Origin of the sequence: Actinacidiphila yanglinensis, from assembly GCF_900107965.1 — a bacterium.
Taxonomy (GTDB): Bacteria; Actinomycetota; Actinomycetes; order Streptomycetales; family Streptomycetaceae; genus Actinacidiphila; species Actinacidiphila yanglinensis.
Genome location: NZ_FNVU01000008.1, coordinates 183,199 through 210,067, shown reverse-complemented (window position 1 = coordinate 210,067; position 26,869 = coordinate 183,199). Strand labels below are relative to the sequence as shown.

Sequence of the window (26,869 nt, the reverse complement as noted above, 5' to 3'; positions counted from 1 at the left end):
GGCGGCGGTGCGGCCGACGCGGCTCTCGCGGGCCGTGCTCGGGTTGCTCACAGTCCGGCCCTCCTCGTGGTCAGTCGCATGAACCCGAAGCTCAGGACGAAGGTGACGACGGCGATGACGACGGAGATCGCCGCTGCCTGCTGGTAGTTGTTCCCCGAGGCCACCGCGTACGCGAGCATGTTCGGCGTGTACGTGCTGGAGATGTTCGAGGAGATCTGGCGCAGCACGGCCGGCTCGGCGTACAGCTGCAGCGTGCCGATGATCGAGAACACCGTGGTGAGGATGATCGACGGCGCGATGATCGGGACCTTGATCCGCCACGCGATCGCCCAGTTGCTCGCGCCGTCGAGCCGCGCGGCCTCGTACAGCTCCTGCGGGATCGACTGGAGGGCCGAGAAGAGGATCAGCATGTTGTAGCCGGTCCACAGCCAGGTGGAGACGTTCGCCGTCGACCACAGCACGGCGCCCGGGCCCAGGAAGTTCGGTGTCAGGCCGACGTCCTTGAGCACCTCCACGACCGGGCTCAGCTGCGGCGAGTACAGGAACGACCACATGATCGCGGCGATGACGCCGGGAACGGCGTACGGCATGAACGCCGCGATCCGGAAGAACGACCGGAGCCGGAGCAGCGGGCTGTCGAGCAGCAGCGCCATGATCAGCGCGACGAACAGCATGACCGGCACCTGCACGACGCCGAACAGCCCGATGCGCTCGATGCTGCTCCAGAACTCGGTGTTGTGGAACACCTGGACGTACTGGTGGAAGCCGCCGAACGTGGTGTACGACGTGCCGTACTGGCCGCCGGTGCGGCGCACGACCCGGAAGCTCTGCCAGATCGCGTAGCCGATCGGCACCAGGTAGAAGAGCACGAACGGCAGGAAGAACGGGGTGAGGAACGCGACGATCGTGCCGGCCCGGGGGCCGCCGCCGAGATGACGGCGGCGGCGCCCGGAGGCCGCCACCACGCGGGTCGCGCGGGATGCGGTGTCGGTCATGCTGCGGTCACTTGCCCGCGGTCGCCGGGATCGCCAGATCCTTCATCGACTTCAGCGCCGCCGCCTGCGCGGCCGACAGCGAGCCGGTCAGCGTCCCACTGCCCGCGGCCGCCTTGGCCATGGAGTCCTGGAGGGCCAGGTTGACCGTCTTCTGGGTCGGCCCCCACGCGAAGCTGGTGTCGATGTTCTGCGACGAGTCGGCGAACACGTCGAAGATCTTCTGGTTGTTGTAGTACGGCACGCCCTGGGACAGGGCCGGCAGCTTGGTGCCGGCGGTGGCCGCCGGGTAGAGGCCGCCGAGCTTGTTCTCCAGCGCGAGGGCCTGCGGGTCGGTGTTCAGCCAGGAGTTGAACTCGACCGACTCGTAGAGGTGCTTGCTGCCCTTCATGAACGCCACGGTCGAACCGCCCCAGTCGCCGGAGGCGGCGTTCGTGCCCCACGTCGGCATCGGCACGACCGCCCACTTGCCGGCCTGGTCGGGCAGGTTGTCGCGGAACATGCTGTAGCCCCAGGCGGCGCCGACGTAGCTGGCGACCTGGTTCTTCTGGTAGGCCGCGTACATCGGGGTCGACCCGTTGGCGAGGTCGGTGCGCACCAGCTTCTGGTCGATCAGCTTCTGCCAGTACGCCGCGACCTGCTTGCTCTGCGCGGAGTCGACGCTGACGTGCCAGGAGTTGCCGGAGTAGGAGTACATGTGGGCGCTGTTCTGCCACAGCAGCCCGTTGAACCACTCCGCGTTGTTCGGGTCGAAGAACGTGATGCTCAGGTTGTGGTCGGCGTCGTGCAGCTTCTTCGCGTCCGCGGCGTACTCGTCCCAGGTGGTGGGGATGGAGAGGCCGTGCTGCTTGAAGATGTCGCTGCGCACGAACAGGGCCATCGGGCCGGTGTCCTGCGGGAAGGCGAACACGCCGGTGCCGCCGAAGCTGGCCTGCGACCAGGTCCAGGGCACGAACTTCGACTTGGCGGCGGTGGCGGCCTTGCAGGACGAGGCGTCCACGAAGGCGTTCTGGGTGCGCAGGTCGGGCAGCTCGTCGTAGCCGACCTGGGCGAGGTCCGGCGCCTTGCCCGCCTTGAGGGCGTTGCCCAGCGTGCCGTACTGGTCGTTGGAGATGTTCTTCGTCTGCACCTGGACGTTCGGGTGGCTCTTGTTCCACAGGGCGACGACCTTGTCCATGCCCGGAACGGTGTTCCAGTACTGGAGGGTCACCTTGCCCTTCGCGGGGGCGCACGCTGCCGCCGCCGCGGACGAGTGACCCGACGGAGCGCTCGACGAGCACCCGGTGAGTACCACCAGACTGGCTGCCGCGGCGACGCCGGCGAGGCGTATGCGCGTGACTGTGTTGCTCATATTTGTCCTTGAGAGAACGGCCGGCGATGCGCTGGCCGGGTCGACGTTGACACCTCAGGCAAGGGGGGATGTCTTCCGAGTGAAACGGACGCGACGCAACGGTGTCGGGTCGGGCGACAGGCGCCCTGGCGGGAGTTAGCAAACCATGTTTGCTAATTGCCCCGCAATACTTTGTGAGGACAAAGTTCGGTCACTCCGTCGCGAGGAGCAGCGCGGACGGCCGCGGTGAGAAGGTGTTGTCGAGCACGAGGGTCGCCGCTCCGACGGCCGCGACGTCCACCGGGATCGCCGACTGGGCGAACCTGATCGGGTGGGGCGGGATCAGCGCGGGGTCGGCGTGCACCGCGCCCGGCAGTGCGGCGAGGATCGCGGGGGAGACCCGGGCCCAGAACGGCCCGCCGAAGATGACCTCGTCGATGTCGAGGAGGTTCACGATCACCACGATGGCGCGTGCGAGCGCCTGCGCGGCGCCGGTCAGGATCACGCCGGCACCGGCGTCCCCGGCTGCGGCGAGCGCGGCGAGACGGGTGAAGGCGGCGTCCACGTCGACGGTGGAGTCGGGACTGCCGGCCTCCGCCGCGGTGAGCACGCCGGCGTGCACCGCCTGCTGGACCAGGGTGCGCGGCACCGTGATGTGCCCGACGCACCCGCGCCGCCCGCAGGCGCACACCTCGCCCTCGGGATCGACGGTGATGTGGCCGGCGTCGCCGGCGTTGGAGCCGATCCCGCGCACCACCTCGCCGGCCACCGACAGACCCGTGCCCAGGCCGGTGCCGTAGTACATGAACGCGAAGTCCCGGCTGCTGGTGGGATCGGCGAACCACAGCTCGGCGACGACCGCGGCCGTGGTGTCCTTCTCCAGCAGCACCGGCAGGCCGGTGGCCTCGGCCAGCGCGCGCCGCAGCGCCACTTGGTGCCAGGTCGGCATCATCGGCGGGTTGAGCAGCAGGCCCTCCTCGACGTTCACCGGCCCGGGCGACGCGATGCCGATGCCGAGTATCCGGGACCGGTCGACGGCGGAGCCCGCGATGAGCGCCTCGATCGCGTTCGCCATCTCGTCGATGACCGCGCTCGGGTCCCCCGCGGTCGGCGTGCCGGTGCGGGAGTGGTCCCGCACCGTGCCGGACAGGTCCACCAGGACGTAGGTCACCGCTGCGGGGTCGATGTGCACCCCGACCGCGAAGCCGCCGCTGGGGTTGAGCTTGACGACCGCGGCCGGCTTGCCCGGACCGCTGTTGCGCCGGCCCTGCTCGTCGACCAGGCCGGCGTCCAGCAGGCGGCGGCAGACCTTCGTCACCGTCATCCCGCTCAGCGCGGTCAGGGCGGCGAGTTCGGACCGGGTGATGCCCTCGGGGCGCCGGCGAATGGCGTCGAGGACAACCGTCTGGTTGTACTCGCCGACGGCGGGAAGGTTGGTTCCCGTGCGATTCATGGCTGACCCTCCGCCCGCGCTGTGACCCGTCGGCAGCCTAGCCGGGTCCTCCGGGCGCCGGGACGCTGCCCCTTCACCGCCGCCGCCGGGCCGTCCGTTCCGGCGCAGGTGGGGTGCATGCCTCAGCCGTGCCCGGCCCCGTCCTCACCGCCGTCCCCCCGGCCGGCGGCATCCCCGGCGGCGAGCAGCGGACGCTGCGCGCGCTTGTGCGCGGCGTACTCCGCGTGGGCGGCGCGCGTAGATTCCAGCGTGGACTGCTCGCTCACCGGGACGTCCCACCAGCTCTCGCTGTCGGGGGCCGGGACGAGCGGGTCGGTCTCGACGTGGATGACGACGGGGCCGCCGTCGTCCGGCCACGCCTTCGCCCGGTCGATCGCCGCCTCCAGTTCGGCCCGCGAGTGCACCTCGATCACGTGCGCGCCGAGGCTGCGGGCGTTGGCCGCGAGGTCGGTCGGCAGCGGCGGGCCGTCGAGGCGGCCGTCGGCGGAGCGGTAGCGGTAGCGGGTGCCGAACCGCTGCGACCCGAGCGACTCCGAGAGCGAACCGATGGAGTGGAAGCCGTTGTTCTGGACCAGGACGACGATGACCTTCACCCGCTCCTGGACCGCCGTGACCAGTTCGGTCGGCATCATCAGGTAGCCGCCGTCACCGACCATGGCGAAGACGTCCCGGCTGCCGTCGGCGAGCCGGACACCGATCGCCGCCGGGATCTCGTACCCCATGCAGGAGTAGCCGTACTCCACGTGGTACGCCTTGCGGTCGCGCACCCGCCACAGCTTGTGGAGGTCGCCTGGCATCGACCCGGCCGCGCAGAGCACGACGTCCCGCGGGTCGGAGCGCTCGTTGACGCAGCCGAGCACGGTGCTCTGGGTGAGCACTCCCTCCGCCAGCTTGTCCGTCACCGAGACGTCGGGGTGGTAGGCCGCCTCGACCTCGGCGTCCCAGTCCGCCCACCCGGCGGCCTGCCGCTCCTCGTACGCCACGGGCACCCGGTATCCGTCCACTGCCGCGGTGAGCGCCGTGAGCGCCTCGCGGGCGTCGGCGACGACGGACAGGCCGGCGTGCTTGCCCGCGTCGAAGGCCGCGATGTTGACGTTCACGAAGCGGACGCCGGGATGCTGGAAGGCCGTTCGGGAGGCCGTGGTGAAGTCGCTCCACCGGGTGCCCACGCCGATGACGAGGTCGGCGTCCCGGGCGAGGGCGTTCGCGGCGGTGGTGCCGGTGGAGCCGACGGCGCCCATCAGCCGCGGATGGCCGTGCGGCAGCGAGCCCTTGCCCGCCTGCGTCTCGCCGACCGGGATGCCGGTCGCCTCGGCGAACGCGCGCAACGCGTCCTCGGCGCCGGAGTAGTGGACGCCGCCGCCCGCCACGATCACCGGGCGCCGCGCGGCGCGGACGGCGGCCGCCGCCGCCTCGACGCGGGAGGCCTCGGCCGGCGGGCGGGCGATGTGCCAGGTCCGCGGGGCGAACAACTCCACCGGCCAGTCGTGGGCTTCGGCCTGGACGTCCTGCGGCAGCGCGAGCGTCACCGCACCGGTCAGCACCGGGTCGGTGAGCACCCGCATCGCACCCAGCAGCGCGGACGGCAACTGCTCCGGCCGGGAGATCCGGTCGAAGAAGCGGGACAGCGGTCGGAAGGCGTCGTTGACGCTGATGTCCGCGGCGTACTCCTGCTCCAGCTCCTGGAGCACCGGCGTGCTCACCCGGGTCGCGAAGGTGTCGGAGGGCAGCAGCAGCACCGGGATGCGGTTGATCGTCGCGAGGGCCGCACCGGTCAGCATGTTCGTCGAGCCGGGGCCGATCGACGCGGTGCAGGCCCACGTGGCGAGGCGGTCCCGCTGCCGCGCGTAGGCCACGGCGGTGTGCACCATGGCCTGCTCGTTGCGGGCCAGCACATAGGGCAGGTCGGTCGCGCCGTCCGCCTCGTGCTCCTGCTGGAGCAGGGCCTGCCCGATGCCCGCGACGTTCCCGTGCCCGAAGATGCCGAGGACCCCGGCGAACAGCCGCCGTCGCTCGCCGTCCCGCTCCGACCACTGGGCGGCGAGGAACCTGGTCGTGGCCTGTGCCACCGTCAGCCGCACCGTCGCGGCCCGCTCCGTGCTCATGCCGTGTCTCCTGAGGCTGTGCCGGACAAGGGGAGTCGCCCGTCGAAGGGTCGGCCGGGCCAGGTGTCGCGGACCCCGGCGTGGGCGGGGTCGTCGCAGATCAGCCAGGCCCGCTCGGGCCCCGGGCCTGCCATGACGTTGAGGTAGTACAGGTGCGCGTCGGGGGCGGCGATCGACGGGCCGTGCCAGCCGTAGGGCACCAGGACCACGTCGCCGGTGCGCACCTCGGCGAGCACGTCGATCGGCCGGTCGTCGCTCGCGGCGTAGACGCGTTGATAGCCGACCGGATCGGTGCCGCCCGGGTCGGTCGAGCGCGTCTCGAAGTAGTAGATCTCCTCCAGGACCGTCTCGGCGCCCGGGCGGGGCGTGTCGTGCTTGTGCGGCGGCCACGAACTCCAGTTGCCGGCCGGGGTGATGACCTCGCAGGCGATGATCGCGTCGGCGTCGAGGACGTCCGGCGTGCCGAAGTTGCGCACCTCGCGCGAGGCGGTGCCCGCGCCGCGCCGCTCCACCGGCACCTCGCCCGCGGTGACATGGCGGAACTCCCGCCCGCCGGCCGAGCCGGACCCCGTCCCGCCGGGCCCGCCGTCGCCGGTGACCAGCGCGCCGGCGAGCGCGACGCGGGCCGGGGCGCCGCTCGACGACCGCAGCGTGATCCGCGAGCGTGCCGGTACGTAGGCGACGTCGGTGGCACCGGCGAAGACGTCGGCCCGGCCGGCCAGTTCGGCCTCGTGGGCGATCCCGTCGGGGGTTCGCGCCGTCACGCGGACGCCGCCGGACAGCGGGACGACCAGGTACTCCCAGTCGCCGCCGTCCAGCACGCGGGTGTCCGCCCCGGACAGGGCGGCGACCCGCAGGCTCGTGTGGTGCCAGCCCTCGCGCCCGGGGCCGACGGCGACGTCCCATCCGTCGCCCGCCGCGCTGCCGAGGGGGAGGGTCCACCGTCCGTCGCCGTTCATGCGCCGCTCCCGTGCACGAGGTCCGCCGCGATGTCGACCGCCGCGGCGACATCGCCGTCCGGCGGATAGAGGAGCGCGCGTCCGACGACCAGGCCGCGCACGGCCGGGATCTTCAGCGCGGCTCCCCATGCCGCGTAGGTGAGGTGGGCCTCGCCCTCCGGGTCGCCGCCGAGCAGGAGGGTGGGCATCGTGGTCGCGTCCAGGACCCGGTCCAGCTCGTCGACCACCGGCAGCTTGAGCCAGGTGTGGGCACTGCTCGCGCCCAGCCCGCTGGCGATGGTGATGGACCTGATCACGCTGTCGGGGTCGAGGAGGTTGCGCACCCGGCCGTTCTCGCGCACCGACAGGAACGGCTCGACCATCGCCATCAGCCCGTGCTCGGCGAGCTCGGTGACCGCGGCGGCCGTCGCTTCGAGGGTCGCCACCGTGCCGGGGTCGCCGAGGCAGATCCGGGTGAGGGTCTTGCCGCCTTCCAGGCCCTGCGCGGCGATGGCCTGCGGGGTGTACGCCGTGATGCGGTCGTCGAGTTCGAAGGCCGAGCCCTGGATCCCGCCGCGGTTCATCGAACCGAGGGCGACCTTGTTCTCCAACGCGCCCATGAGCAGCAGGTCGTCGAGCAGGTCGGGGGTGCTGAGCACCCCGTCCACGCCCGGCCGGGACAGCGCGGTGGCGAGCCGGTCCAGCAGTTCCGTGCGGCTGGCCATGGCCCGGTCGTTGCCGCGCACGCCCAGCGCGCCGCGGGCCGGGTGGTCGGCGGCGACGATGAGCAGCCGGCCGTCGTCCCCGATCAGCGGGCGCCGCGCGCGCTCCTGCCAGGAGCGCCCGATCCGTTCGGGATGGCGAGCCCTTATCTCGGTCAGTTCGGCGGCGTTCATCCTGCCGTCCCTTCGGATGTCGACGGCCGGGAGGCGAGGGCCGCCTCCACCTCGGCGGCCGTGGGCATGGCCGTCGAGCAGGCGAGGCGGGAGGCGACGATGGCGCCTGAGACGTTGGCGAACGCCAGGGTTCGGCGCAACGGCCAGCCGTTGAGCAGGCCGTGCACGAGCGCGCCGCCGAAGGCGTCGCCGGCGCCCAGGCCGTTGACCACCTCCACCGCGAACGGCGGTACCTCGACCCGCTCCTCGCGGGTGGCGGCGAGCACGCCCTTGGGGCCCTGCTTGACCACGGCCAGTTCGAGCCCGCGCTCCAGGAGCGCGTCGGCCGCGCGCTGCGGGTCGCGCTCGCCGACGGCGACCTCGCACTCCTCGCCGTTGCCGACGGCGACGGTGACATGGTCCAGCGCCAGGCCGACCTGCTTCCTCGCCTCCTCGGGACCCGACCAGAACATCGGCCGGTAGTCGAGGTCGAGCACCGTATGGGCGCGCCGGCCGCGGGCCTGCCACGCGGCGAAGTGGGCCGCCCGGCTGGGTTCGGCGGACAGCCCGGTGACGGTCGACCAGTAGACGCCCGCCGCGCGGATGTCGTCCAGCGGCAGCTCGTCGGGCTCGATCATGAGGTCCGGCGCGGTGGGATAGCGGTAGAAGTAGAGCGGGAAGTCGTTCGGCGGGTGGAGCTCGCAGAACGTCACCGGGGTGGGCGGCCCGTCCGGTACCGAGAGCGGCGCGATGTGCACCGGGTCCACGCCGAGCCGCGCGGCCTCACGCCGTACGTAGCGGCCGAAGGGGTCGTTGCCGACGCGGGTGATCAGGGCGGCGTGGCGGCCGAGCCGGGCCGCGGCGACGGCGACGTTCGTCGCGCTGCCGCCGAGGAACTTCTCGAACGTCCGCACGTCCTCCAGGCCGACGCCGTGGTCGAGCGGGTAGATGTCCACCCCGGTCCGCCCGATGGTGACGAGATCGTGGGCCATCGGTCACTCCACCGCGCCGGGAGCGCGCCCCGGCGTCCGGGCGAGGGACAGGAGGTAGGCGAAGGAGGCGCGCACATCGTCCACCGGGTCGGCGGCACCGGCCTCACCGGGCGCGGCCCGGAGCACGGTGTCCTGTTCGAGTACATACCACCCGGTGTAGCCGCTGCCCTCCAACACGCGGACTATCGCGGCGATGTCCACGTCGCCGCTGCCCAGCGGCGCGTACATGCCCTCGGTCACGGCACGGGTGTAGGTCAGGGCGCCGCTGCGCACCTGGCGGGCGAGGTCGAGGCGCACGTCCTTGAGGTGGACGTGCGCGATGCGGTCCGGCCACCGGGTCGCGGTGGCGACCGGGTCGCCGCCGCCGATCAGCAGGTGCCCGGTGTCGAGGCAGAGGCCGACCACCGAGCCCTCCAGCACCCGGCGGGTCTCCTCGCCCGACTCGATCATCGTGCCGACGTGCGGGTGCAGCGTGGCGACGAGGCCGGCCGCGGCCGCGGTGGCGGAGATCCGGTCGAGATTGGCCAGCAGCCGCTCCCAGCCCGCCTCGTCGAGCACCGGGCGGGCGTCGTACCCGTCGGTGCCGGTGGCCGCCGCGATGACGACGGTGCCGGCGTCGGCGGCGAGCAGGCCGGCGATCGCCGCCTCGACCTGGGGGAGCGGGTCGTGCCCGGGATCGTGCAGCACGACGGGGACGAACTGGCCCACCGCCCGCAGCCCGTACGAGGCGAGGACCGCGGCCTTGTCGGCGGGGGCGTCGGGCAGGAAGCCCTCCGGGCCGAACTCGGTGGCGGTCAGCCCGATGTCGCGCATCTGGCCCAGGACCAGGCCGGGTTCGAGCTGGTGGCCCCAGCCGGGCACCTCGGACACGCCCCAGGAGATGGGCGCGCCCGCGACGCGCTGGGCGAGCGGGGTCGTCATGGCCGCGCTCCCGTCATCCGTCCGACGCCGGCCGACCTGATCCGCATGCCCGCCCCTTCCCTCGCTTCTCGCAACTGTCGCGCTCCCGGGTCGTCTGCCCCGCTCGCGTCCATCGAGCGTGCCTTCCCGGGCGACAGCATGTCAATGGTTTGTCCTGACATTCTGACTTCCGATCCTGCGGATCGTGCGACGTCAGGCCATGATCGGCCGCTCGCCGCGGCGCGGTTCGGACGCCGCTCGGCACCTGCGCCGGCGTACGGGCAGGAGTCGGGCCCGCCGTCGAGGAGGCGGCCGCGTGCGGCGCTCAGCGGGCTGCCACCGTCATCTCGAACGAGTAGCGGGAGGCCCGGTACACGTGGCAGCCGTACTCCACCGGCGTGCTGGACGCGTCGTAGGCGATGCGGACCATGGTCAGCAGGGTCGCGCCGCGGGTCTCGTCGAGGAGCCTTGCCTCGGCGGCGGTGGCCCGGCGGGCGCCGATGGTCTGCTCCGCGGTGCTCAGGGTCACGCCCGCGCGGCGCACCAGCTGGTACAGCCCGGCCCCGGCCAGCGCCTCCTCGGTCAGCTCCACGGTGCCCACCGGCAGGTGGTTGTGCAGCAGCGCGATCGGCTCGTCGTCGGCGTACCGCAGCCGCTCGACCGCCACCACCTCGGTGCCCTCCTCCACCCGCAGCGCGACGGCGACGTCGCCGTGGGCGGGCACGGTCTCTATGGACAGCACCTCGGTGCGCGGCCGGCGCCGGTCGCGCTCCAGGTCCTCGTAGAGGCTGGTGAACCCGACCTGGCGGCGGATGCGGTTGGTCAACACCTGGGTGCCGACGCCGCGTTTGCGGCTCAGCAGCCCCTTGTCGACCAGGTGCTGCATGGCATGGCGCATCGTCGGGCGGGACAGCCCGAACTGGTCGGCCATCGAGACCTCGTTGCTCAGCCGGGTACCGGGCGGCAGCACCCCGGTCTCGATGAGCTTCTCCAGCTGCTGGGCGAACTGGAAGTACAGAGGCACCGGACTGCTGCGGTCGATGGTGATCTGTTTCGCGAACGACTCCATGCCCACCCCTCCTTGGACTGCTGGCGACGGCCAGTATGGCGCATCCCACACTAAGCTCTGTACGTCCATATGTCATTACAAACTCTTGCCTTGTCATCCGCTGAAGAGTAGAAACCAGGTGGGCAGTCCAGGTCCTCCGCTCGAAAGGCATCCGCACATGCGCATCGGACTCATCGGCACGGGCCGTATCGGCAGGTTCCACGCCGCGACCCTCGCCGGCCTGCCGACCGTCACCGGCATCGTGGTGCACGACGCCGACGAACCCTCGGCCCGCGCCACGGCGCAGGAGGTCGGGGCGGAGTACGCCGGCGACCTGGACGGGCTGCTCGGCTCCCGTCTGGACGGCGTCGTGATCGCCGCGCCGACGTTCGCCCACGCCGAACTCATCCTCGCCGCGCAGCGCGCCGGGCTGCCGACCTTCTGCGAGAAGCCGGTCGCCGGCACGCTGGAGGAGACCGACGCGGTGCTGGCCGCGACGGCGGGCTCGACCGTCCCGCTGCACATCGGGTTCCAGCGCCGCTTCGACACCGGCTACCAGGCGGTGCGCGAGGCGATCGGCAGCGGCCGGCTCGGCTGGACGCACACGTTGCGGGCCTGCACCTCCGACCCGACGCCGCCGCCGCGCGGCTACATCCCCGGGTCCGGCGGCATCTTCCGCGACTGCTCGGTGCACGACTACGACATCATCCGGTGGGTCACCGGCCGCGAGGTCACCGAGGTGTACGCCACCGGCGCCAACCGCGGCGAGGACTTCTTCGCGGACGCGGGCGACGTCGACACCGGCGTCACCCTCCTCACCCTGGACGACGGCACCCTGGCCACCTGCACGGCCACCCGGTACAACGGCGCCGGTTACGACGTCCGGCTGGAGGCGTGCGGCTCCAAGGGCACCCTCGTCGCCGGCCTCACCGACCGGACCCCGCTGACCTCGGCCGAGGGCGACCCGTGGCCGACCGGCGAGCCGCACCCCGGCTTCATGGAGCGGTTCCTGGACGCCTACCGCGCCGAACTCACCGCGTTCACCGAAGTGGTGGCCGGCACCCGGCCCAGTCCCTGCACCGGCCAGGACGCGCGCGCCGCCCTGGCCGTCGCCGACGCCGCCAGCCGCTCGCGCGCCGAGGGCCGCCCGATCCGGCTCGACCCGCCCGCCTGAGCCCCCCGGCGACGCCGGCCGACCCCGTGCGACCACCTCGAACCGTCCCGCCCGCCGCTCGGGCACGGGACCGCGTCGTCGGGGTCGGGAGACGATCAGCAGCCCGTTCGACTCGAAGGAGACATGAATGGATGCTGCCGAGCGCATCGCACGGGGTCTGCTCTACACCGAGAGCGACACGACGACGTGGACGTCCGGATCGGGGACGGCGTCATGATCGCGCCGAACGTCACCCTCACCACCACGGGCCACCCGATCCACCCCGAACTCCGCTACGACCACAACCGGTTCTCCGAGCCCGTGACCATCGAGGACAAGGTCGGGATCGGCGGCAACGTCGTCGTCCTGCCGGGTGTGACCATCTCCCACGGATCGGTCATCGGCGCCGGCAGCGTGGTGACGAAGGACGTCCCGCCCATGGTGGTCGCGTTCGGCGCCCCTGCCGGGCCGTGCGGCCCATCACCGACGACGACCTGAAAGGCCGCCGGGGCGACGACTCCTGAGGCACCGTCACCGCCCGAGGCCCGCGAGCGCGCCGATCGCCCCGAGCCCGACGGCGGCGCACGCGACCGCGGCCGACACCGCCACGCACCGCCTGCGCAGGCTCACGTAGCGGGCGGTGTACTCCAGGCGCAGCTCGCCGGCGCGCTCGCAGATACGGGCCAGCATCGCCCGCGAGTCGGCGGTCCGGTCCGCGACGTACACCCGCTCCACGTCGTCGCGCTGTCCCGTGGTGAGCCAGGGCAGCAGGTCGGTGAACTCGCGGGCCCGGCGGCGGGCCTCCTCGACCTCGGCGTTCCAGAGCAGGAAGCCCTCGACCTCCCAGATGCCGTGCTCGTCTTTCCCGAGCGCCCGCGCCTGGGACCCGCGCCTCTCCTTCCTCATGGCTGCTCGCCGCCCGGCGCCGAGAACCCCGGCCCGGTGGTCGGTGCGGCGGTGTGGTCCACCGTGGCGATGTCCGGGTGGTGCAGGTCGAACGCCGGGGACTCGGAACGGATCCTCGGCAGTGTGAGGAAGTTGTGCCGCGGCGGCGGGCAGGAGGTCGCCCACTCCAGCGAACGGCCGTAGCCCCAGGGGTCGTCGACCTCGACCTTCTTGCCGTACTTCGCGGTCTTCCACACGTTGTACAGGAAGGGGAGCATCGACAGGCCGAGCAGGAACGAACTGATCGTCGAGACCGTGTTCAGCGTGGTGAAGCCGTCCGCCGCGAGGTAGTCCGCGTAGCGGCGCGGCATGCCCTCCACGCCCAGCCAGTGCTGGACCAGGAAGGTGCCGTGGAAGCCGATGAACAGCGTCCAGAAGGTGATCTTCCCGAGCCGCTCGTCGAGCATCTTGCCGGTCATCTTCGGCCACCAGAAGTGGAATCCGGCGAACATCGCGAACACCACGGTGCCGAAGACGACGTAGTGGAAGTGCGCGACCACGAAGTACGAGTCGGAGACGTGGAAGTCCAGTGGCGGCGCCGCCAGGATCACACCGGTCAGACCACCGAACAGGAAGGTGATCAGGAACCCGATGGACCAGAGCATCGGTGTCTCGAAACTCAGCGAACCCTTCCACAGGGTGCCGATCCAGTTGAAGAACTTCACCCCGGTCGGTACCGCGATCAGGAAGGTCATGAACGAGAAGAACGGGAGCAGCACGCCGCCGGTGACGTACATGTGGTGCGCCCACACCGTCACCGACAGGCCCGCGATCGAGATCGTCGCGGCGATCAGCCCGATGTAGCCGAACATCGGCTTGCGGGTGAAGACCGGGATGACCTCGGAGATGATGCCGAAGAACGGCAACGCGATGATGTACACCTCGGGATGGCCGAAGAACCAGAACAGGTGCTGCCACAGCAGCGCCCCGCCGTTGGCCGCGTCGAAGACGTGCGCCCCGAACTTCCGGTCGGCCTCCAGACACAGCAGCGCGGCCGCGAGCACCGGGAACGCGAAGAGCACCAGGAGGGCCGTCAGCAGCACGTTCCAGCAGAAGATCGGCATCCGGAACATCGTCATGCCCGGAGCGCGCATGCAGATGATCGTGGTGATGAAGTTGACCGCACCGAGAATGGTGCCGAAGCCGGAGAGCGCCAGACCCATGATCCACATGTCGGCGCCGATGCCGGGCGAGTTGATGGCGCTGGTCAGCGGGGAGTACGCGAACCAGCCGAAGTCCGCGGCACCTTGGGGCGTGAGGAAACCGCCGACCGCGATGAGCGAGCCGAACAGGTAGAGCCAGTAGGCGAGCATGTTCAGCCGCGGGAACGCCACATCGGGCGCGCCGATCTGCAGCGGCATGATCCAGTTGGTGAAGCCCGCGAACAGCGGCGTCGCGAACATCAGCAGCATCACGGTGCCGTGCATCGTGAACGCCTGGTTGAACTGCTCGTCGGACAGGAACTGGTTGCCCGGACGCGCCAGCTCGGCGCGCATCAGCAACGCCATCACGCCGCCGACGAGGAAGAAGGCGAACGACGTCACCAGGTACATCGTGCCGATCGTCTTGTGGTCGGTGGTGCTCGCCCAGCTGACCACGACGCTTCCGGCTCGCCTGCGCTGGTACGGAACTTCGTCCGAGTACGAGTCGTCGAGTTCGGCCGAACCCGTGGTCATGCCACTCGTCACTTCAACTCTCCTCCACCCGGCCATGGGTTGGCCATGGGGAAAGAATGGTGAACCCGAGGGGGAAAAGGGCGCGGGCCTCGCCGCTGCGTCAGCCGATCGGAGCAATCGTGCGCGCGGGCCGGACCTGCCGAAACGTATCGGCGGACGTGCCCCGTGCGCACCGGACGCCGCGAGTCCCCCCGTGCACCGGACGCCGGAACGCGCGACCGCGCGGGACCGCCCCGGAAAGGAGCGGCCCCGCGCGGGCGAGCGGGACGGGTCAGCTGCCGAAGACCTGGAAGTCCCAGAGCGAGTAGCCGTATTGGGTGGCACGCTGGGTCCCGTACACGCGGACATAGCGCCCGCTGCACGAGACGTTGATGTTCTGCACACCGCCTGGTCCGGTCGTCGTGCTGTAACAGGTGGTCCAGGTGTTCGCGTCGTTGGACACCTGGATCTGGAACGCCTTGGCGTACGCGGCTTCCCAGTTGAGAGTCACCTTGGTGAGGGCGTAGCTGCGCCCGAGGTCGACCTGGAGCCACTGCGGGTCGCTGAACCCGCTCGACCACCGGGTGCCGCTGTTGCCGTCCACCGCCGCGGAGGCGGGGAACGTCGCGTTCTCCAGCGACGACGCGGTCGCGGTCTTGCCCTGCGCGACGTCGCTGCCGGTGCTGCCGCCGCCGGGGGCCTTGTTGTAGACCGCCACGTAGTCGATGTTCATCTGTCCGCCGGAGACGGTGGAGGCGTTGGGGCCGCCGCCGAACGCGGCGGGGAAGCCGCCGCCCATCGCCAGGTCGTAGATGATGAAGAACGGGTGGTCCACGGCGTTGGCCCACGTGGTGGCGTCCACCTGGGTCGACTTGACGGTGAAGTAGTTCTGGCCGTCGAGGTACCAGCGGATCTGCTCGGGCGAGACCGAGCGGTCGATCTGCACGGCGTAGGTGTGGTAGCCGGTCTGGCAGCCGGAGCAGGCGTGCTCGCCGGAGCCGATGCCGGTCGACTCGTTGCACGGGCCGCCGGGGTTGGTGCCGCAGTGCAGCGTGCCGAACACCGAACTGCGGGCGTTGATGTCCTCCAGGATGTCGACCTCGCCCGAGGTCGGCCAGGTCGTGCCCGTGCGCAGAGTGGAGCCGAGCATCCAGAACGCGGGCCAGTAACCCGCCCCGTTGGAGGTGTTGAGGTTCGGCTGCTGGATCGAGGACTGCATCTCGACCACGCCGCCGGCCGGAGCGCCGAACGACGACGACTGCGTCTCGATCCGCCCCGACGTCCAGCCGGAGCCGGGGTTGGAGCCGGAGTGCAGGGCCTTCAGCACGAGGTGGCCGTTGCCGTCCTCGTAGACGTTGGAGGTGCTGTTGGTCATGGTCTCGATCTCACCGGTGCCGAAGCTGCTGCCCGGGCCGGTGTCGTACTTCCAGGTGGAGCTCGGCACGCCGGTGTTGGCCGCGCCGCTGAAGTCGTCGCTCCACGTGGTGGTGAAGCCCGCCGGTGGTGCGGGGACCGCGCTGGGTGCGGCGGCGGGGGCGGCGGCATCGGCCGCCGCGGGGGTGGCCGCGCCTCCGGTGCCCGTCGCGGCGGTCAGGCCGGCCAGGCTCATGGCGCTGACGGCGAGTGCGGCCAGCGCCAGCCGAGCCTTGCCGCGCCGCGCGCGCCTGCCGCTGCTGCCCGGGTCGAGCGGTTCCGTGTGCTGTGGTGCCTGTCTGGCGAACATGCGTTCTCCTGTCCCGTATGAGGCCGACGTGGGGGGTGCCCCGTGCGAGGTGACCTGCGAGAGCGGAACCCGCGGTGCGGACCGGTGCCCGGGCCCGGATCGGCCGCCCGGCGCGGACCGCGAGCGGCGTAACCGTTTGCGGTCCGCGCGCGGTTCGGACATCGGGAGGCCGCGGGGCATGGTGTTCTCCTGACCGGGTGGGGGACCGCGTACGGGAACGACGCTCGTGTGAGAGCGCTCTCTCAGTCTGGGAGTTGTATAGAGCTCCCGCCGCGGCGGCGTCAAGAAGCCGCACAGGAAACGGGGTCGGGCCGCGGGGGGAACGCTGCGGCCGGAGCGCGGTGAGGACATGAGCCGCCGGGTCGGCGGGCCCGCGCGCCTCCCGGCGGGCGGCGATATTCGCTGGACACCGACCGAACCGGCGGCCAGCGTGGGGGGAATGGAGCAGCAGGACATCTGGGACGCGGAGACGGCCGAGCAGTACGACACGCCCGGGCAGGGCATGTTCGCCGACGAGGTGCTGCGTCCGGCCGTGGACCGGCTCGCCGCACTCGCGGGTACGGGAGCGGCGCTGGAGTTCGCGATCGGGACCGGCCGGGTGGCCGTCCCGCTGACGGAGCGGGGTGTCCCGGTCACCGGCATCGAGCTGTCGCCGCCGATGGTGGAGGTGCTGCGCACCAAGGCCGAGGAGGCCGCGATCCCGGTGGTCATGGGCGACATGGCGACGACGGGCGCACCGGGGGAATACACCCTGGTCTACCTCGTCTTCAACACGATCGCGAACCTGCTCACCCAGGACGAGCAGGTCAGCTGCTTCCGCAACGCGGCCCGCCATCTCCGGCCCGGGGGGCGGTTCGTGGTCGAGCTGTGGGTGCCCGAGCTGCGCACCCTCCCGCCCGGTCGGACGGCCACGGTCTGCCGGTCCGAGCCCGGCTACATCGGTCTGGACACCTACGACGTCGTGTCCCAGCACGTCGTCTCGCACCACTTCCGGTTCGACGAATCCCGGCAGGCGCGGCTGTTCCGCACCCCGCACCGGTACGTGTGGCCGGCCGAACTCGACCTCATGGCCAGGCTGGCCGGGTTCGAGCTGGAGACGCGGCACGCGGACTGGGACGGCGCGCCGTTCACCGCCGACTCGCCCTCCCACGTCTCCGTGTACCGCCTCCCGGCCTGAGGTCTACCAGGCGCCGTGCTGGGCCATGCCCAGCGTCAGCGCGGCCACGGCGGTGGCGAGGAACACGATCCCGCCCACGATGTTCCGCGAACCCACCCGCAGGTGGGCGAAGATGGCGCCGACGAAGTACAGCACCAGGCCGCAGGCGGCGAGGGTGCCGAGGACCGGCACGGCGAGCCCGGCCAGCAGTCCCAGGGTGCCCGCGGCCAGCAACGTCCCCAGCACCGGTACGTACTTGCGCGGCAGACCCTTCATGTCCGCCTGGGTCTTGGGGTATTCGTGGCCGATCAGGTAGGTGACTGCCGCGGCGCCGTTGAAGACCGCGCCGACGAGGGTGACCGTGAGAAAGGTGGCGTGCACGTTTTCTCCGCTTCTGTGGTGACGGGGACCTGCGGCAACCCGACGCGGGGTGCCGTTCTCCCGTCAGGACCGGGTGGCACACCGGTTTCGTGACACCTGGGTGTGGAGGACCGCGGGGCGGGGCGGGAGACGCCGGGCCCCGGCCGTCTCCCGCCCGCGTCCAGGTCGCCCGAAGGAGGGAATCGGCCGCCACGTGCGGAGGACAGGCCGGTGCCGGGGGCGCGGTGGCCTCGTTCGCCTCGGGGGGTGCTTCCTCCCGTCCGGCCGCTGGGAGCAGGGCCGGTGAGCGCGCCCGTGCGAGCGGGCGGAGACCGGAGGTCACACGCATGACGACGTGGCGGGACTGCCTCGTGGCGGGGAACGTGCACTCCGCGGGGGCGCAGGAGGACTACACGGCGGCCGCGCGCTACCTGCGCAGACGCGAACCCGCCCTGTACACGGCGATCCGCCTGGTCGGCTGGGACGAGTACCAGCCGCACGCCGTGGCCGGGTACGCGTTCGCGTCCTTCACGGACGACCTGTGCGACTACGGTTCGCCGCCGGAACGCGCGCTCCGCCTGGACGCGTGGCGCCGGGAGGTGACCGGCGCCCTGGAGTCGGGAACCGCCCCCCACCCGCTGCTGCGCGCCTACGTCGGCTCGGTGCGCGAGCGGGAGATGCCGCACCGGTGGGTGCACGCCTACCTCGACGGGGCAGGCGTCGACCTCGACTTCCAGGGGTTCGCCGACGAGGCCGACCACCAGGCGTACATCGACCGCCTGTCCTGGCCGTTCGCCATGATCACCGCCGACCTGGTGCACCGTGGTGGCGGCAGCGAGCACTACGCGCGCTGCTGCCGCCTGCTGGCCGACCTGTGGCAGCGCACCGACTTCCTCGTCGACCTCCACCAGGACCTGCGGGGCGGGCGGCTCTACCTGCCGGAAGACGCCCTCGCCCACCACGGCGTGACCCGCGGCGACCTGGAGTCGCGCAGCTCCAGCGGCCGGGTACGCGCGCTGGTGCACGCGACCGCCGACACCGGACTGGCCCTCGCCCGCCGGGCGTTCTGCGTCCTGGAGGAGATGCCCGGCCCGATGCGCCCGCTGGTCCGCTTCATGATCCACCTGGCCCGGCTCCGCCTGGAGCGGGTCAGGTCAATCGGAGCCGGGATCACCCGGAGGCCCGTCGGCGACCGGCCGGTCGCCTGCCTGCGGCTCCTGTCCGCGGCCCGGTCCGAGACACGCCGCGCCCGAGCACGGCGGGCCCGGCCGGACGGAGAGGAGGAGGACGGGTCCGGGTCGTGCCCGGCCGGCCCGCCGCCTTCCGGGCCCGCCACGGCCAAATCCGATGCCATGGCGGGGACCCGGGCCGCCGCCCCGGTCGGCACCTCGCCGGACCCGGCGCGGGACCCGGCGCACGATCCGGCTCGGGGTCCCTCCGCCGCGACCGAGGCGCTCCGCCGGGCCCTGGCGGAGGAGACGGCCGCGCGCTGGCCCACCCACGCCGAGGGCATGGACGCCATCCACCACTACGCGCTGATCCCCTCGGGCAAGCTGCTGCGCCCGTTGCTGCTGTGCCACAGCGCGCTGGCCCTCGGCGCCGAGCTGGACCAGGTCCTGCCCGCCGCCGTCGGCTTCGAGTGCGCGCATGTCGGCAGCCTCGTCCACGACGACATCCTCGACGAGGACGCCGTACGCCGCGGCAGGCCCGCCGTCCACACCGCCTACGGTCCCGGGAAGGCGCTCCTGGCGGGCAACGCCCTGCTCTTCACGTGGTTCCGCGGCCTGGCCGAATGCGCCGAGCGGGGCGTCGACCGCCGCCGGATCACCGACGCCCTGAGTGTCCAGGCCCGCGCCGGGGTGGAGATCTGCCGCGGCATGGTCGACGAGCTGGCCATGGCGGGCGACCTCGGCTGCGGCACCGACGCCTACCTGGACATGGCCCGGCGCAAGACGGCGGTCCTCCTCGCGGCCGCCTGCCGCGTGGGCGCGATCCTCGCCGACGCCCCGCCCGACGTCCAGGACCGCCTGTCCGCCTACGGCGAGGCACTGGGCATCGCCTTCCAGATCCGCGACGACCTCATCCCGTATCTCGCCCCCGGCGACGGCGACGGCAAACCCGCCGCCAGCGACGTGCGCAACGGGCGTCCCACCTACCCGGTCCTGCTCGCGCTGGAGTCCGCGGACGGCGCCACCCGCAGCGCCATCCGGCAGGCCCTCACCGACCGGACCGACCCCGCGGCGGCGCGGCTGCGGATGGGTGAACTGCTGAGCGCAGCAGGGGCGTTGGCCGCGGCCCGGACCGCCGCGGAGGGGTACGGCACGCGGGCCCGGCAGGCTTTGCACGGCCTGCCGGAGAGCCCGCATCTGAGCGCGCTGCGGCTGCTCACCCGGCCCCTGCCGGCCGCGCGGCGGGCCGGCCCCGGGGCGCCGGCGACCAGCTGGGAACCGGGAGCCGGCCGGGCGCCCGCGCCGCGTCACGGCGACGGGGCTCCCGAGCCGCGGCAGGGCGCCGGGCGGGCGCCGGAGTACCCGCACTGAAGCGCCGCCCCGCGCCGGGTGGACCGGCGCGGGGCGGCGCGGGCCGCGGAGGGGAATCAGGCGAGGGCGCGCTTGTGCAGGGCGGTGACCGCGGTGCGGGCGGAGCTGAACGCGCCGTGCTGCCACGCGTCCATGTAGCTCAGCCAGTCGCCGGCGAAGTAGACGTGGCCGGTCGGCGCGGTGAGCGGCTTGTACCGGGGGTCGTCCGGGCCGCCGGGAGTGCTGTGCCAGGCGGCCTCCTGGTGCGGGAACTGGCGCCAGTGGTGGGAGAAGGAAGTGGCGAGCTCGGAACGGTACTTGTCGCCGTAGATCTTCACGCCGGCCGCCACTGCCCGGGCCTCGCGCTGGGCCGGGGTGAGCGGGGCGTAGGAGTCGGCGTTCGCTCCGGTGTTGTAGTAGCCGATCAGCAGCCCCCGCTCGCCGTGGAAGCCGTAGGAGGGGTGCCAGATGTGCGTGACGTCGAGGTCGGTCTCGGTGATGCCGCCGTATATCCGGTAGTCGGTCTCCCACCAGCGTGACCTGTACTCCAGGCCGATCTTCGCCGCGGACGACGGCGTGATCGCCTCCAGCGCGGACTGCACGCCGGAGCCGAGGTTGTGCGGGACCTTGGCCAGGATGTTGGGCGGCATCGCGGACACGCAGAAGTCCGCTTCGATGCTGCGGGCCCGGCCGTCGCGGCTGTAGGCGACCGTGACGCCGTGCTCGGTGTCGGTGATCCGCGTGACGGCGCTGCCGTACTGGATGCGGCGCGCGCCGATCGCAGTCGCGAGCGCGTACGGGATCCGGTCCATGCCGCCGACCGGCTGGAACATCAGCATCGCCTGGTCGAACTCGAACTCGAAGGAGAAGTAGCGGCCGACGCCGCTGGCGAAGACCTCCGAGGCCGACGGGACGTCGCCGGCCACCACTCCCGGCTGCCCCGCGGCGCCGGGCCACACGCTGTAGCCGCGACGTGTGCTGCCGGTGTACTCCAGGGAGCCGCCGAGGTCGCCGTAGTCCTTCAGGAACTCCATCAGGCGTTCCTTGTCCGACGCGGTCAACTGCTGGTCCAGCGAGCCCTGGTCGGTGAGCTTGGCCAGCATCTCGGTGGTGTAGCCGAAGACGTCGGCCTTCGCGGCGCGGTAGCGCGCCGGGGCGGTCATGCCCGCGGACTCGTTGTAGAGGAAGGCGTCCGCGTTGACGTTCGTGAACACCTCGATGGGAACGCCCAGTTCGCGGCAGTAGTCCAGGGTGACCATCCACTGTGCGAGGCGGGCCGGTCCGGCGTTCATGTACTGGCCCGGGGAGAAGCGGGCCGTCTGCGTGGTGCCGTACAGGTCGGTGGTGGTCGTGCCGCCGCGGACGGTGAAGTTGCGGCCGCCGGGGCGGTTCTGGGCTTCGAGGATCGTGCAGTCGTAGCCGGCCTTGCCGAGTTCGTAGGCGGTGGCGAGCCCGGCGATGCCGCCGCCGAGCACGACGACCTTCGCGGCGGCCCGCCCGGAGAGCGTGAAGTCGCTCTTGCGCGGCGCCTGGTAGCTCGCCGCCTCCCGGGTGGCCGCCTCGGCCGACTGGGTCAGGCCGAGGGCGCCCATGGTGGCGAGCATGGCGCCGGCCCCACCGGTGGCACCCACAGCCCGCAGGAACGCGCGTCGGTTCAACTGGGTCACTGTCATGTCCCCTTTCCTTCACTGGCCGTTGGGGACTCTGGCAGCGGGGTGTTACGCACGACGCCTGTGCGTGTGTCCTGCAGGTAAGCGAGCAAGGGTGCCCCGGAAGCGGCGGGAACGTCCCCCTTCCGGTGCGAAGCAGCCGTATTGCCGCAGGCCCGCGGGCCGGGTGGGAACGCGGGGAACAAGGGGACGGCGGTCGGCGCCAAGCGCACGGGCCCCGATCGCATGCCGGGACGGTGTGTCAGAGCGCGGCGAGGCGGTCCACCAGCAGTTCCACCCTCGGCTCGATGTCCTCCGGCGGCAGCCGTCCCGCCCGGGTCAGGGTCGCCAGCCCGTGCAGGGACGCCCAGAACACCTCGGTGAACAGCCCCGGTTCGACGCCGTCCCCGGCGACCTCGCCCAGGCTCTCCAGCAGCGCGGCGAAGGCGTCCTTCAGGGGCTCCGGGGTGTCCTCCCGCGCGTACGCCAGGCCGCCGTCGAGCTGGAACAAGGCGTCGTAGACCGCCGGGTTGCGTGCGGCGAAGTCGAGGTAGGCACGGGCGAGGGCGGCGACCCGGTCGCGCGGGCCGCTCGCTCCGGAAGCCGCGGCACGCATCGCCACGGCCATCTCGGCGGCGCCTTCAAGGGCGACGGCGCCGATGATCTCGCGCTTTCCGCGGAAGTGGCTGTAGAGGACGGGCTGGCTGTATTCGATGCGCTCGGCGAGCCGGCGCGTGGTGACCGCGTCCCAGCCCTGCTGCTCGGCGAGTTCACGGGCCGTCGCCACGATGAGGCGCTCGCGCTCCGCCCGTTCGCGTGCCTTGCGTTCCTGTACCGACATGAATTGATCCTAGCATCGCTAGACAATCGAGCGGCAACAGTACTAGCGTTGCATCGTCAGCTAGCAGCGCTAGATGCCAGGGGGTCATCATGCTCAGCGCACTTGAGGTCGTCTCCAGCGTGGTCGTCGGCGTGATGGTGGGGGTGGAGTTCTCCGTCGCCTTCGTCATCAACCGGATCCTCGATGCCCTCCCGGAGGACAGCGGCCAACTCGGCCGAGCCCACGGGGGCCGGATGCTCGGCGCCGTGATGCCGGTCTGGTACCTCACGTCGCTCGCCCTTGTCGCGGTCCGGGCCGTCGCCGGATGGCACCACCACGGCACCGGACTCGTCGTCGTCGCCGGCGCGCTGCTGATCCTCAGCGTGATCATGTCGCTTCTGCTGCTCGTCCCGATCAACAACCGCGGCAAGACGTGGACCCCTGACAACCGGCCGGCGGACTGGAAGGAGCAGACGAAGCGCTGGGACCGATTCCACTACGTCCGCGTCGCCGTCATCATCGCCGCCTTCGCCCTGCTGGTCGCCTCCCTCACCTGAGCGTGCGGGTACCCGCACATCTTCGAGCAGATCGGCGTATGACACGGCAGTTGCAGCCGGGGGAGGGCAGCCGGAGACCCCTGTCCCCCCGGGCGGTCACGTATCCATCCACCGTGCCGGGAGCCGAGGCCGCCACCACGCGTGGCACCGTCCCTGAAGACCTGAAGAGGAGCCGCCATGACCGTGGAACTGAATCACACCATCGTCCCCGCCCGTGACCCGCAAGCCTCGGCGCGCTTCCTGGCCGAGATCCTCGGCCTGAGTGTCGATCCGCCGGTGGCGCACTTCACGCCGGTCACGCTGGCCAACCAGGTCAGCCTGGACTACGACAGGAGCGACGACTTCGAGCCGCACCACTACGCGTTCATGGTCGGCGAGGAGGAGTTCGACGCCGCCCTCGCCCGGATCCGGCAGGGCGGCATCATCCACTACGGCGATCCCGCATGCCAGGAGATCGGGCAGATCTATCACAGCAAGAACATCGCAGGCCGCAGGGGCACTTACTTCCACGACCCCGACGGACATCTCATGGAAATCCTCACTCCGGGCGGTGCCGGGTCGTGATGCCGACGGCGACCCGGCGGAGCGCAGCCGTCGCTGACGGAGGCATCGCGTTCGTAGTCGCGGGCGACACGGTGACGCGCGTGGACGGGTGTCCGGATCAGCGAGGCCCGCTCGGGCATGCGGCACGCCACCGGCAAAGCCCTCTGGCACCGCGGTCGCCATGGCGCTCGGCGCCGAACTGCCGCTCGCCACGCTGTGTGCCGGCCGGCGCTGCGGACGCTGAGCCGGTCCGCGTGACGGCCGCATCAGTACATCGGTCACGCCCGACCAGGACACCTCGACACGATCCTGTGACGAGCTCATAGGACATGGTCCGAAGGCTTCACGCGATTCCGGTCCGTCGGGCGGCGGTCCGCGAGCATGCACAGCGGTCGCGGCCCTGACGCTCTGTAAGGGATAATTTCCCGCATGCGGGTTGATACGCGGGTCATCGCTCTGGCCGGTGGTGCAGTGGTGGCGGCGATCGTGCTCGGCTTCTGGGCAGGAGCATGGATCGGTGCCGCAACTGGATTGGGTGGGCTTCTGACGCCGGTGCTGCTGGAGGCAGCAATGAGGCGACGGGACGGTCGCGTGGCGACGGCTGAACGCGCCAAATCCGTGTTTCAGCCGGTGAGTCCGCTCGCCGTGACCGCGAGCATCACGGATCTGTTGCGGCCGGAGAACGAGGTCGTCCCCTTTCGCCGTCGGCCGGAGTCGGCGGAGTTGCTTCGATGGTGCCTGACTCCTCAGCAGCAGAAAGTGCGGCTGATCACTGGGGAGGGTGGCGTCGGAAAGACCCGTCTGGCCGTGCAACTCGGACGCGACCTTGTTGCCGGGACATGGCAGACGCGATGGGTGCGTCGGGGCGGGGAGGCCGATGCCGTCCGTATCGCGGGCGAGTTGGGACAATCGGTGCTCTTGGTTGTCGACTACGCCGAGACAAGGACGGGCCTGCTGCAACTGGTGCGGGCCGCAGCGAGCCTGCCGGACCAGCCGCCGTTTCGGCTTCTGCTCCTGGCGCGTAGCGCCGGGGAGTGGTGGGAGGAACTCCTCGGTAGCTGCGACGACTCATTGAGTGAGGCATTGACCGCGTCGCCACCGCTCGCTCTCGAGGCGATGCCCGGCAGCAGCTGTGGAGAAGCGTTCGTCGATGCGGTGAGTGCGTTTGCCGCGAGGCTCGGCCTTCCTCCGCCCGATGCGGTCATCGCGGATCACGAGCCGAACGTTGTCATCCTTGCCCTGCACGCAGCGGCCTTGCTGGCCGTGGTGGAACAACAGGGTGGATCGGATGTGACCGCAGCACTTGGCGTTGGCACCGAGGTTTTCAGTCGTCTGCTTCGGCATGAAGCGCGCTATTGGCACCAATCGGCCCGGGCCCGCGCGCTCCTCCTCGATCCGGGCGTGGAACGCCGAGCGGTCGCGCTGGGAACATGGATCGGCGCCAACAGTGAGGCCACTGCGGCCGATCTGCTCAGGCATGTTCCCGATCTCGTCGCGTCACCGGAACTCCGTGGAAGGACTGCGCGCTGGCTGCGCGACCTGTACCCGGCCGGTTCGGATGGCAGAACTGACGAGCACCCGGAATGGCTGGGTTCATTACAGCCGGACCGGCTCGCCGAGCGGCTCATCGGGGAGCTGCTGGCCGATGATCCGGGCCCGTTGCGGTCACTGCTTGCGGCGCTCGAGTCGCGGCGCCTGCTACGCGCGCTGACCATTGCCGTGCGCGCCGCCCAGACCGACAGCCGCGTCACCACCTGGCTCCAGGAAGCGTTGGGCGCCTTTCCGCACGTGCTGGTCCCGCCGCTGATCACCGTCGCGATCGAGACCGACCCTGCTGTCGGCCGTCTCATCGCGCAGGCAGTGGAGGAGGAGACCGACGCGGCGACCTTGCTGGCTTTTGACAGCATCATCCCGGGCCGCACGCTTGCTCTCGCCGAACCGGCGGTGGTGATTGCGCGTCGGATCGCGCACCTCGCCTCGCCGGGCAGCAGCAACCGCGCATCCCGGCTCATCCGCCTCGGCACCAGGCTTTCGAATGCGGGTCACGACGCGGAGGCCATTGCGGCAATCACGGATGCTGTCACCATCTTCCGGCGCCTGGAAGCCGAGACGCCAGGAGAGTTCACGTACGAACTCGCCAGCAGCCTGATGGGATTGACCGGTTCCCTGGTACGCGTTGGCCGCTCGGTAGAGGCAGTGACCTCCGCCCAGGAGGCGGTCACGCTCCTTCGTGTACTGGCCGACCGCGACCTTTCCACGTACGGCCGCACCTTCGCGGACACGCTGGTGAACCATGGCGGAGCCTTGTTCTTCGTCGGGCGCACGGAAGAGGCGCTGCCGGCGCTTGACGAAGCCGTCGCCATCTATCGGAGCTTGTCCGTGGCGGGCGCCGGTGACGGCGCTGTGGACGTGGACAGCGATGACATCGCGGCTGCACTGACGTTCAAGTCCGTGTGTCTGGGAATGCTGGGCCGCGCCGAGGAGTCATGCGCGATCTCGGAGGCAGCGGTCGCCAGCTATCGTCGGCTGGCCGAGGAGAACGCCGACGCGTTCGGGCCGTTGTTGCCATCCGGACTCCTGATACATACGGCCCTGTTGCTCGGATGCGGACGGTTGCAGGATGCGCTTCGGGCGGTCGAGGAGGCGGAGGCGATCTACCAGAGCCTCGTGGTCGATCGACCCACAGCCTTCAACAAGGATCTGGCTCAGGTTCTCGCGGTTCGGGCGCTATGCCTGGAGGCGCTCGGACGCACGGCTGCGGCGCGGGAAGTCCTTGACCTTGTTGTCAACATCTGTGGGCGCACGGCAACTGCTGACGCCGCAGTGGAAACAGCGGATATCTCAGGGATGTTGGTGGAACACGCCACGATTCTGGAGCGGTGCGGCAGGCCGGCCGAAGCCGAGCTGGCGCGTGGTACAGCCGCCGCCCTCGCCGACCGGAGCGCATCAGAGTTCCTGACACCTCATCAACCATGAGCATCGAGGACTCGCTGCCGGTCGCTGGACCGGTACGGCCGACGTCTCTGACGGCCGCTCCCACGCGATCCCGCCCCGAAACGCCCCGGAACGGCTGATCAGAGGTGGGATGCGGCCTGCTGGTGGTGCGTGTGGCGCCCGGGGCGGGTGTGTAACAGGAGTGTCCTGACGGGCAGTCGG

The 26,869-nt window shown here is 71.3% G+C and carries 21 protein-coding genes and 1 pseudogene; 7 read left to right on the top strand and 15 right to left on the bottom strand.

The genetic code is table 11. From position 1 onward, the window contains the following. Positions 1-47 precede the first annotated feature (47 nt). The 9 genes from C4U44_RS20235 to C4U44_RS20195 form a co-directional block, all read right to left on the bottom strand. On the bottom strand, positions 48-995 hold the full coding sequence (locus tag C4U44_RS20235; protein WP_103887274.1) for a carbohydrate ABC transporter permease: 948 nt from the start codon (positions 993-995) through the stop codon (positions 48-50). Between the two features lie 7 nt (positions 996-1,002). Further along, a complete protein-coding gene (locus tag C4U44_RS20230) occupies positions 1,003-2,343 on the bottom strand; it encodes an ABC transporter substrate-binding protein (RefSeq protein ID WP_103887273.1) in 1,341 nt (446 codons plus the stop codon). A 190-nt stretch (positions 2,344-2,533) separates the two neighbouring features. After that, a complete protein-coding gene (locus C4U44_RS20225; protein ID WP_103887272.1) occupies positions 2,534-3,775 on the bottom strand; it encodes an ROK family transcriptional regulator in 1,242 nt (413 codons plus the stop codon). A 122-nt stretch (positions 3,776-3,897) separates the two neighbouring features. Then, positions 3,898-5,880 carry a 3D-(3,5/4)-trihydroxycyclohexane-1,2-dione acylhydrolase (decyclizing) gene (gene iolD / locus C4U44_RS20220; protein ID WP_103887271.1) on the bottom strand — a complete coding sequence of 661 codons (1,983 nt, stop codon included), beginning with the start codon at positions 5,878-5,880 and terminating at the stop codon, positions 3,898-3,900. Continuing rightward, positions 5,877-6,839 carry a 5-deoxy-glucuronate isomerase gene (iolB, locus tag C4U44_RS20215; RefSeq protein ID WP_103887270.1) on the bottom strand — a complete coding sequence of 321 codons (963 nt, stop codon included), beginning with the start codon at positions 6,837-6,839 and terminating at the stop codon, positions 5,877-5,879. The genes iolD and iolB overlap by 4 nt, the downstream gene beginning before the upstream one ends. Then, on the bottom strand, positions 6,836-7,714 hold the full coding sequence (locus C4U44_RS20210) for a Cgl0159 family (beta/alpha)8-fold protein (RefSeq protein ID WP_103887269.1): 879 nt from the start codon (positions 7,712-7,714) through the stop codon (positions 6,836-6,838). Before C4U44_RS20210 ends, iolB begins: the two co-directional genes overlap by 4 nt. Next, entirely contained in the window at positions 7,711-8,685 is a 975-nt protein-coding gene (iolC, locus tag C4U44_RS20205) for a 5-dehydro-2-deoxygluconokinase (RefSeq protein WP_103887268.1), read from the bottom strand. The genes C4U44_RS20210 and iolC overlap by 4 nt, the downstream gene beginning before the upstream one ends. A gap of 3 nt (positions 8,686-8,688) precedes the next feature. Further along, entirely contained in the window at positions 8,689-9,606 is a 918-nt protein-coding gene (locus C4U44_RS20200) for a TIM barrel protein (RefSeq protein WP_103887267.1), read from the bottom strand. A 304-nt stretch (positions 9,607-9,910) separates the two neighbouring features. Beyond that, a complete protein-coding gene (locus C4U44_RS20195) occupies positions 9,911-10,654 on the bottom strand; it encodes a GntR family transcriptional regulator (RefSeq protein ID WP_103887266.1) in 744 nt (247 codons plus the stop codon). A 157-nt stretch (positions 10,655-10,811) separates the two neighbouring features. Between C4U44_RS20195 and C4U44_RS20190 the strand changes: the two genes are divergently transcribed. Next, positions 10,812-11,807, top strand: coding sequence for a Gfo/Idh/MocA family protein (locus C4U44_RS20190; protein ID WP_103887265.1), 996 nt, complete (start codon positions 10,812-10,814; stop codon positions 11,805-11,807). A gap of 180 nt (positions 11,808-11,987) precedes the next feature. Further along, positions 11,988-12,310: pseudogene (locus C4U44_RS43475) on the top strand (DapH/DapD/GlmU-related protein); the annotation flags it as partial. 7 nt (positions 12,311-12,317) lie between these two features. Here C4U44_RS43475 and C4U44_RS20180 read toward each other — a convergent pair. The 3 genes from C4U44_RS20180 to C4U44_RS20170 all read right to left on the bottom strand — a co-directional run bounded on the left by C4U44_RS20180 (position 12,318) and on the right by C4U44_RS20170 (position 16,109). Further along, entirely contained in the window at positions 12,318-12,692 is a 375-nt protein-coding gene (locus C4U44_RS20180; protein WP_103887264.1) for a hypothetical protein, read from the bottom strand. Next, positions 12,689-14,407 (bottom strand): aa3-type cytochrome oxidase subunit I, encoded by a 1,719-nt coding sequence (gene ctaD, locus C4U44_RS20175; RefSeq protein ID WP_103887263.1) that lies wholly within the window; start codon positions 14,405-14,407, stop codon positions 12,689-12,691. Before ctaD ends, C4U44_RS20180 begins: the two co-directional genes overlap by 4 nt. 271 nt (positions 14,408-14,678) lie before the next feature. After that, complete coding sequence (locus C4U44_RS20170; protein WP_200823325.1) at positions 14,679-16,109, bottom strand: discoidin domain-containing protein; 1,431 nt, start codon at positions 16,107-16,109, stop codon at positions 14,679-14,681. 439 nt (positions 16,110-16,548) lie between these two features. On the opposite strand from C4U44_RS20170, the gene C4U44_RS20165 reads away from it, so the two are divergent. Then, positions 16,549-17,286 (top strand): class I SAM-dependent methyltransferase, encoded by a 738-nt coding sequence (locus tag C4U44_RS20165; protein WP_103887262.1) that lies wholly within the window; start codon positions 16,549-16,551, stop codon positions 17,284-17,286. A 3-nt stretch (positions 17,287-17,289) separates the two neighbouring features. Here C4U44_RS20165 and C4U44_RS20160 read toward each other — a convergent pair whose 3' ends face one another. Further along, positions 17,290-17,646 (bottom strand): DoxX family protein, encoded by a 357-nt coding sequence (locus tag C4U44_RS20160; protein ID WP_103887261.1) that lies wholly within the window; start codon positions 17,644-17,646, stop codon positions 17,290-17,292. A 326-nt stretch (positions 17,647-17,972) separates the two neighbouring features. On the opposite strand from C4U44_RS20160, the gene C4U44_RS20155 reads away from it, so the two are divergent. Beyond that, positions 17,973-20,165: a polyprenyl synthetase family protein gene (locus C4U44_RS20155; RefSeq protein ID WP_103887260.1), complete on the top strand. Its 2,193-nt coding sequence runs from the start codon at positions 17,973-17,975 to the stop codon at positions 20,163-20,165. A 56-nt stretch (positions 20,166-20,221) separates the two neighbouring features. On the opposite strand, the gene C4U44_RS20150 is transcribed toward C4U44_RS20155, so the two are convergent. Further along, a complete protein-coding gene (locus C4U44_RS20150) occupies positions 20,222-21,748 on the bottom strand; it encodes a flavin monoamine oxidase family protein (RefSeq protein WP_103887427.1) in 1,527 nt (508 codons plus the stop codon). 307 nt (positions 21,749-22,055) lie between these two features. Beyond that, complete coding sequence (locus C4U44_RS20145) at positions 22,056-22,634, bottom strand: TetR/AcrR family transcriptional regulator (protein ID WP_103887259.1); 579 nt, start codon at positions 22,632-22,634, stop codon at positions 22,056-22,058. Positions 22,635-22,723: 89 nt separating this feature from the next. Here C4U44_RS20145 and C4U44_RS20140 point away from each other — a divergent pair, with 89 nt between their 5' ends. From C4U44_RS20140 to C4U44_RS20130, 3 genes are all read left to right on the top strand, one after another. Beyond that, positions 22,724-23,170, top strand: a complete 447-nt coding sequence (locus C4U44_RS20140) for a DUF1772 domain-containing protein (protein ID WP_103887258.1) — start codon at positions 22,724-22,726, stop codon at positions 23,168-23,170. Between the two features lie 177 nt (positions 23,171-23,347). Then, the gene (locus C4U44_RS20135; protein ID WP_103887257.1) at positions 23,348-23,734 is read left to right on the top strand and encodes a VOC family protein; all 387 of its coding nucleotides are present in this window, start codon (positions 23,348-23,350) and stop codon (positions 23,732-23,734) included. Positions 23,735-24,142: 408 nt separating this feature from the next. Next, complete coding sequence (locus tag C4U44_RS20130; RefSeq protein ID WP_146088303.1) at positions 24,143-26,689, top strand: tetratricopeptide repeat protein; 2,547 nt, start codon at positions 24,143-24,145, stop codon at positions 26,687-26,689. Positions 26,690-26,869 lie beyond the last annotated feature (180 nt).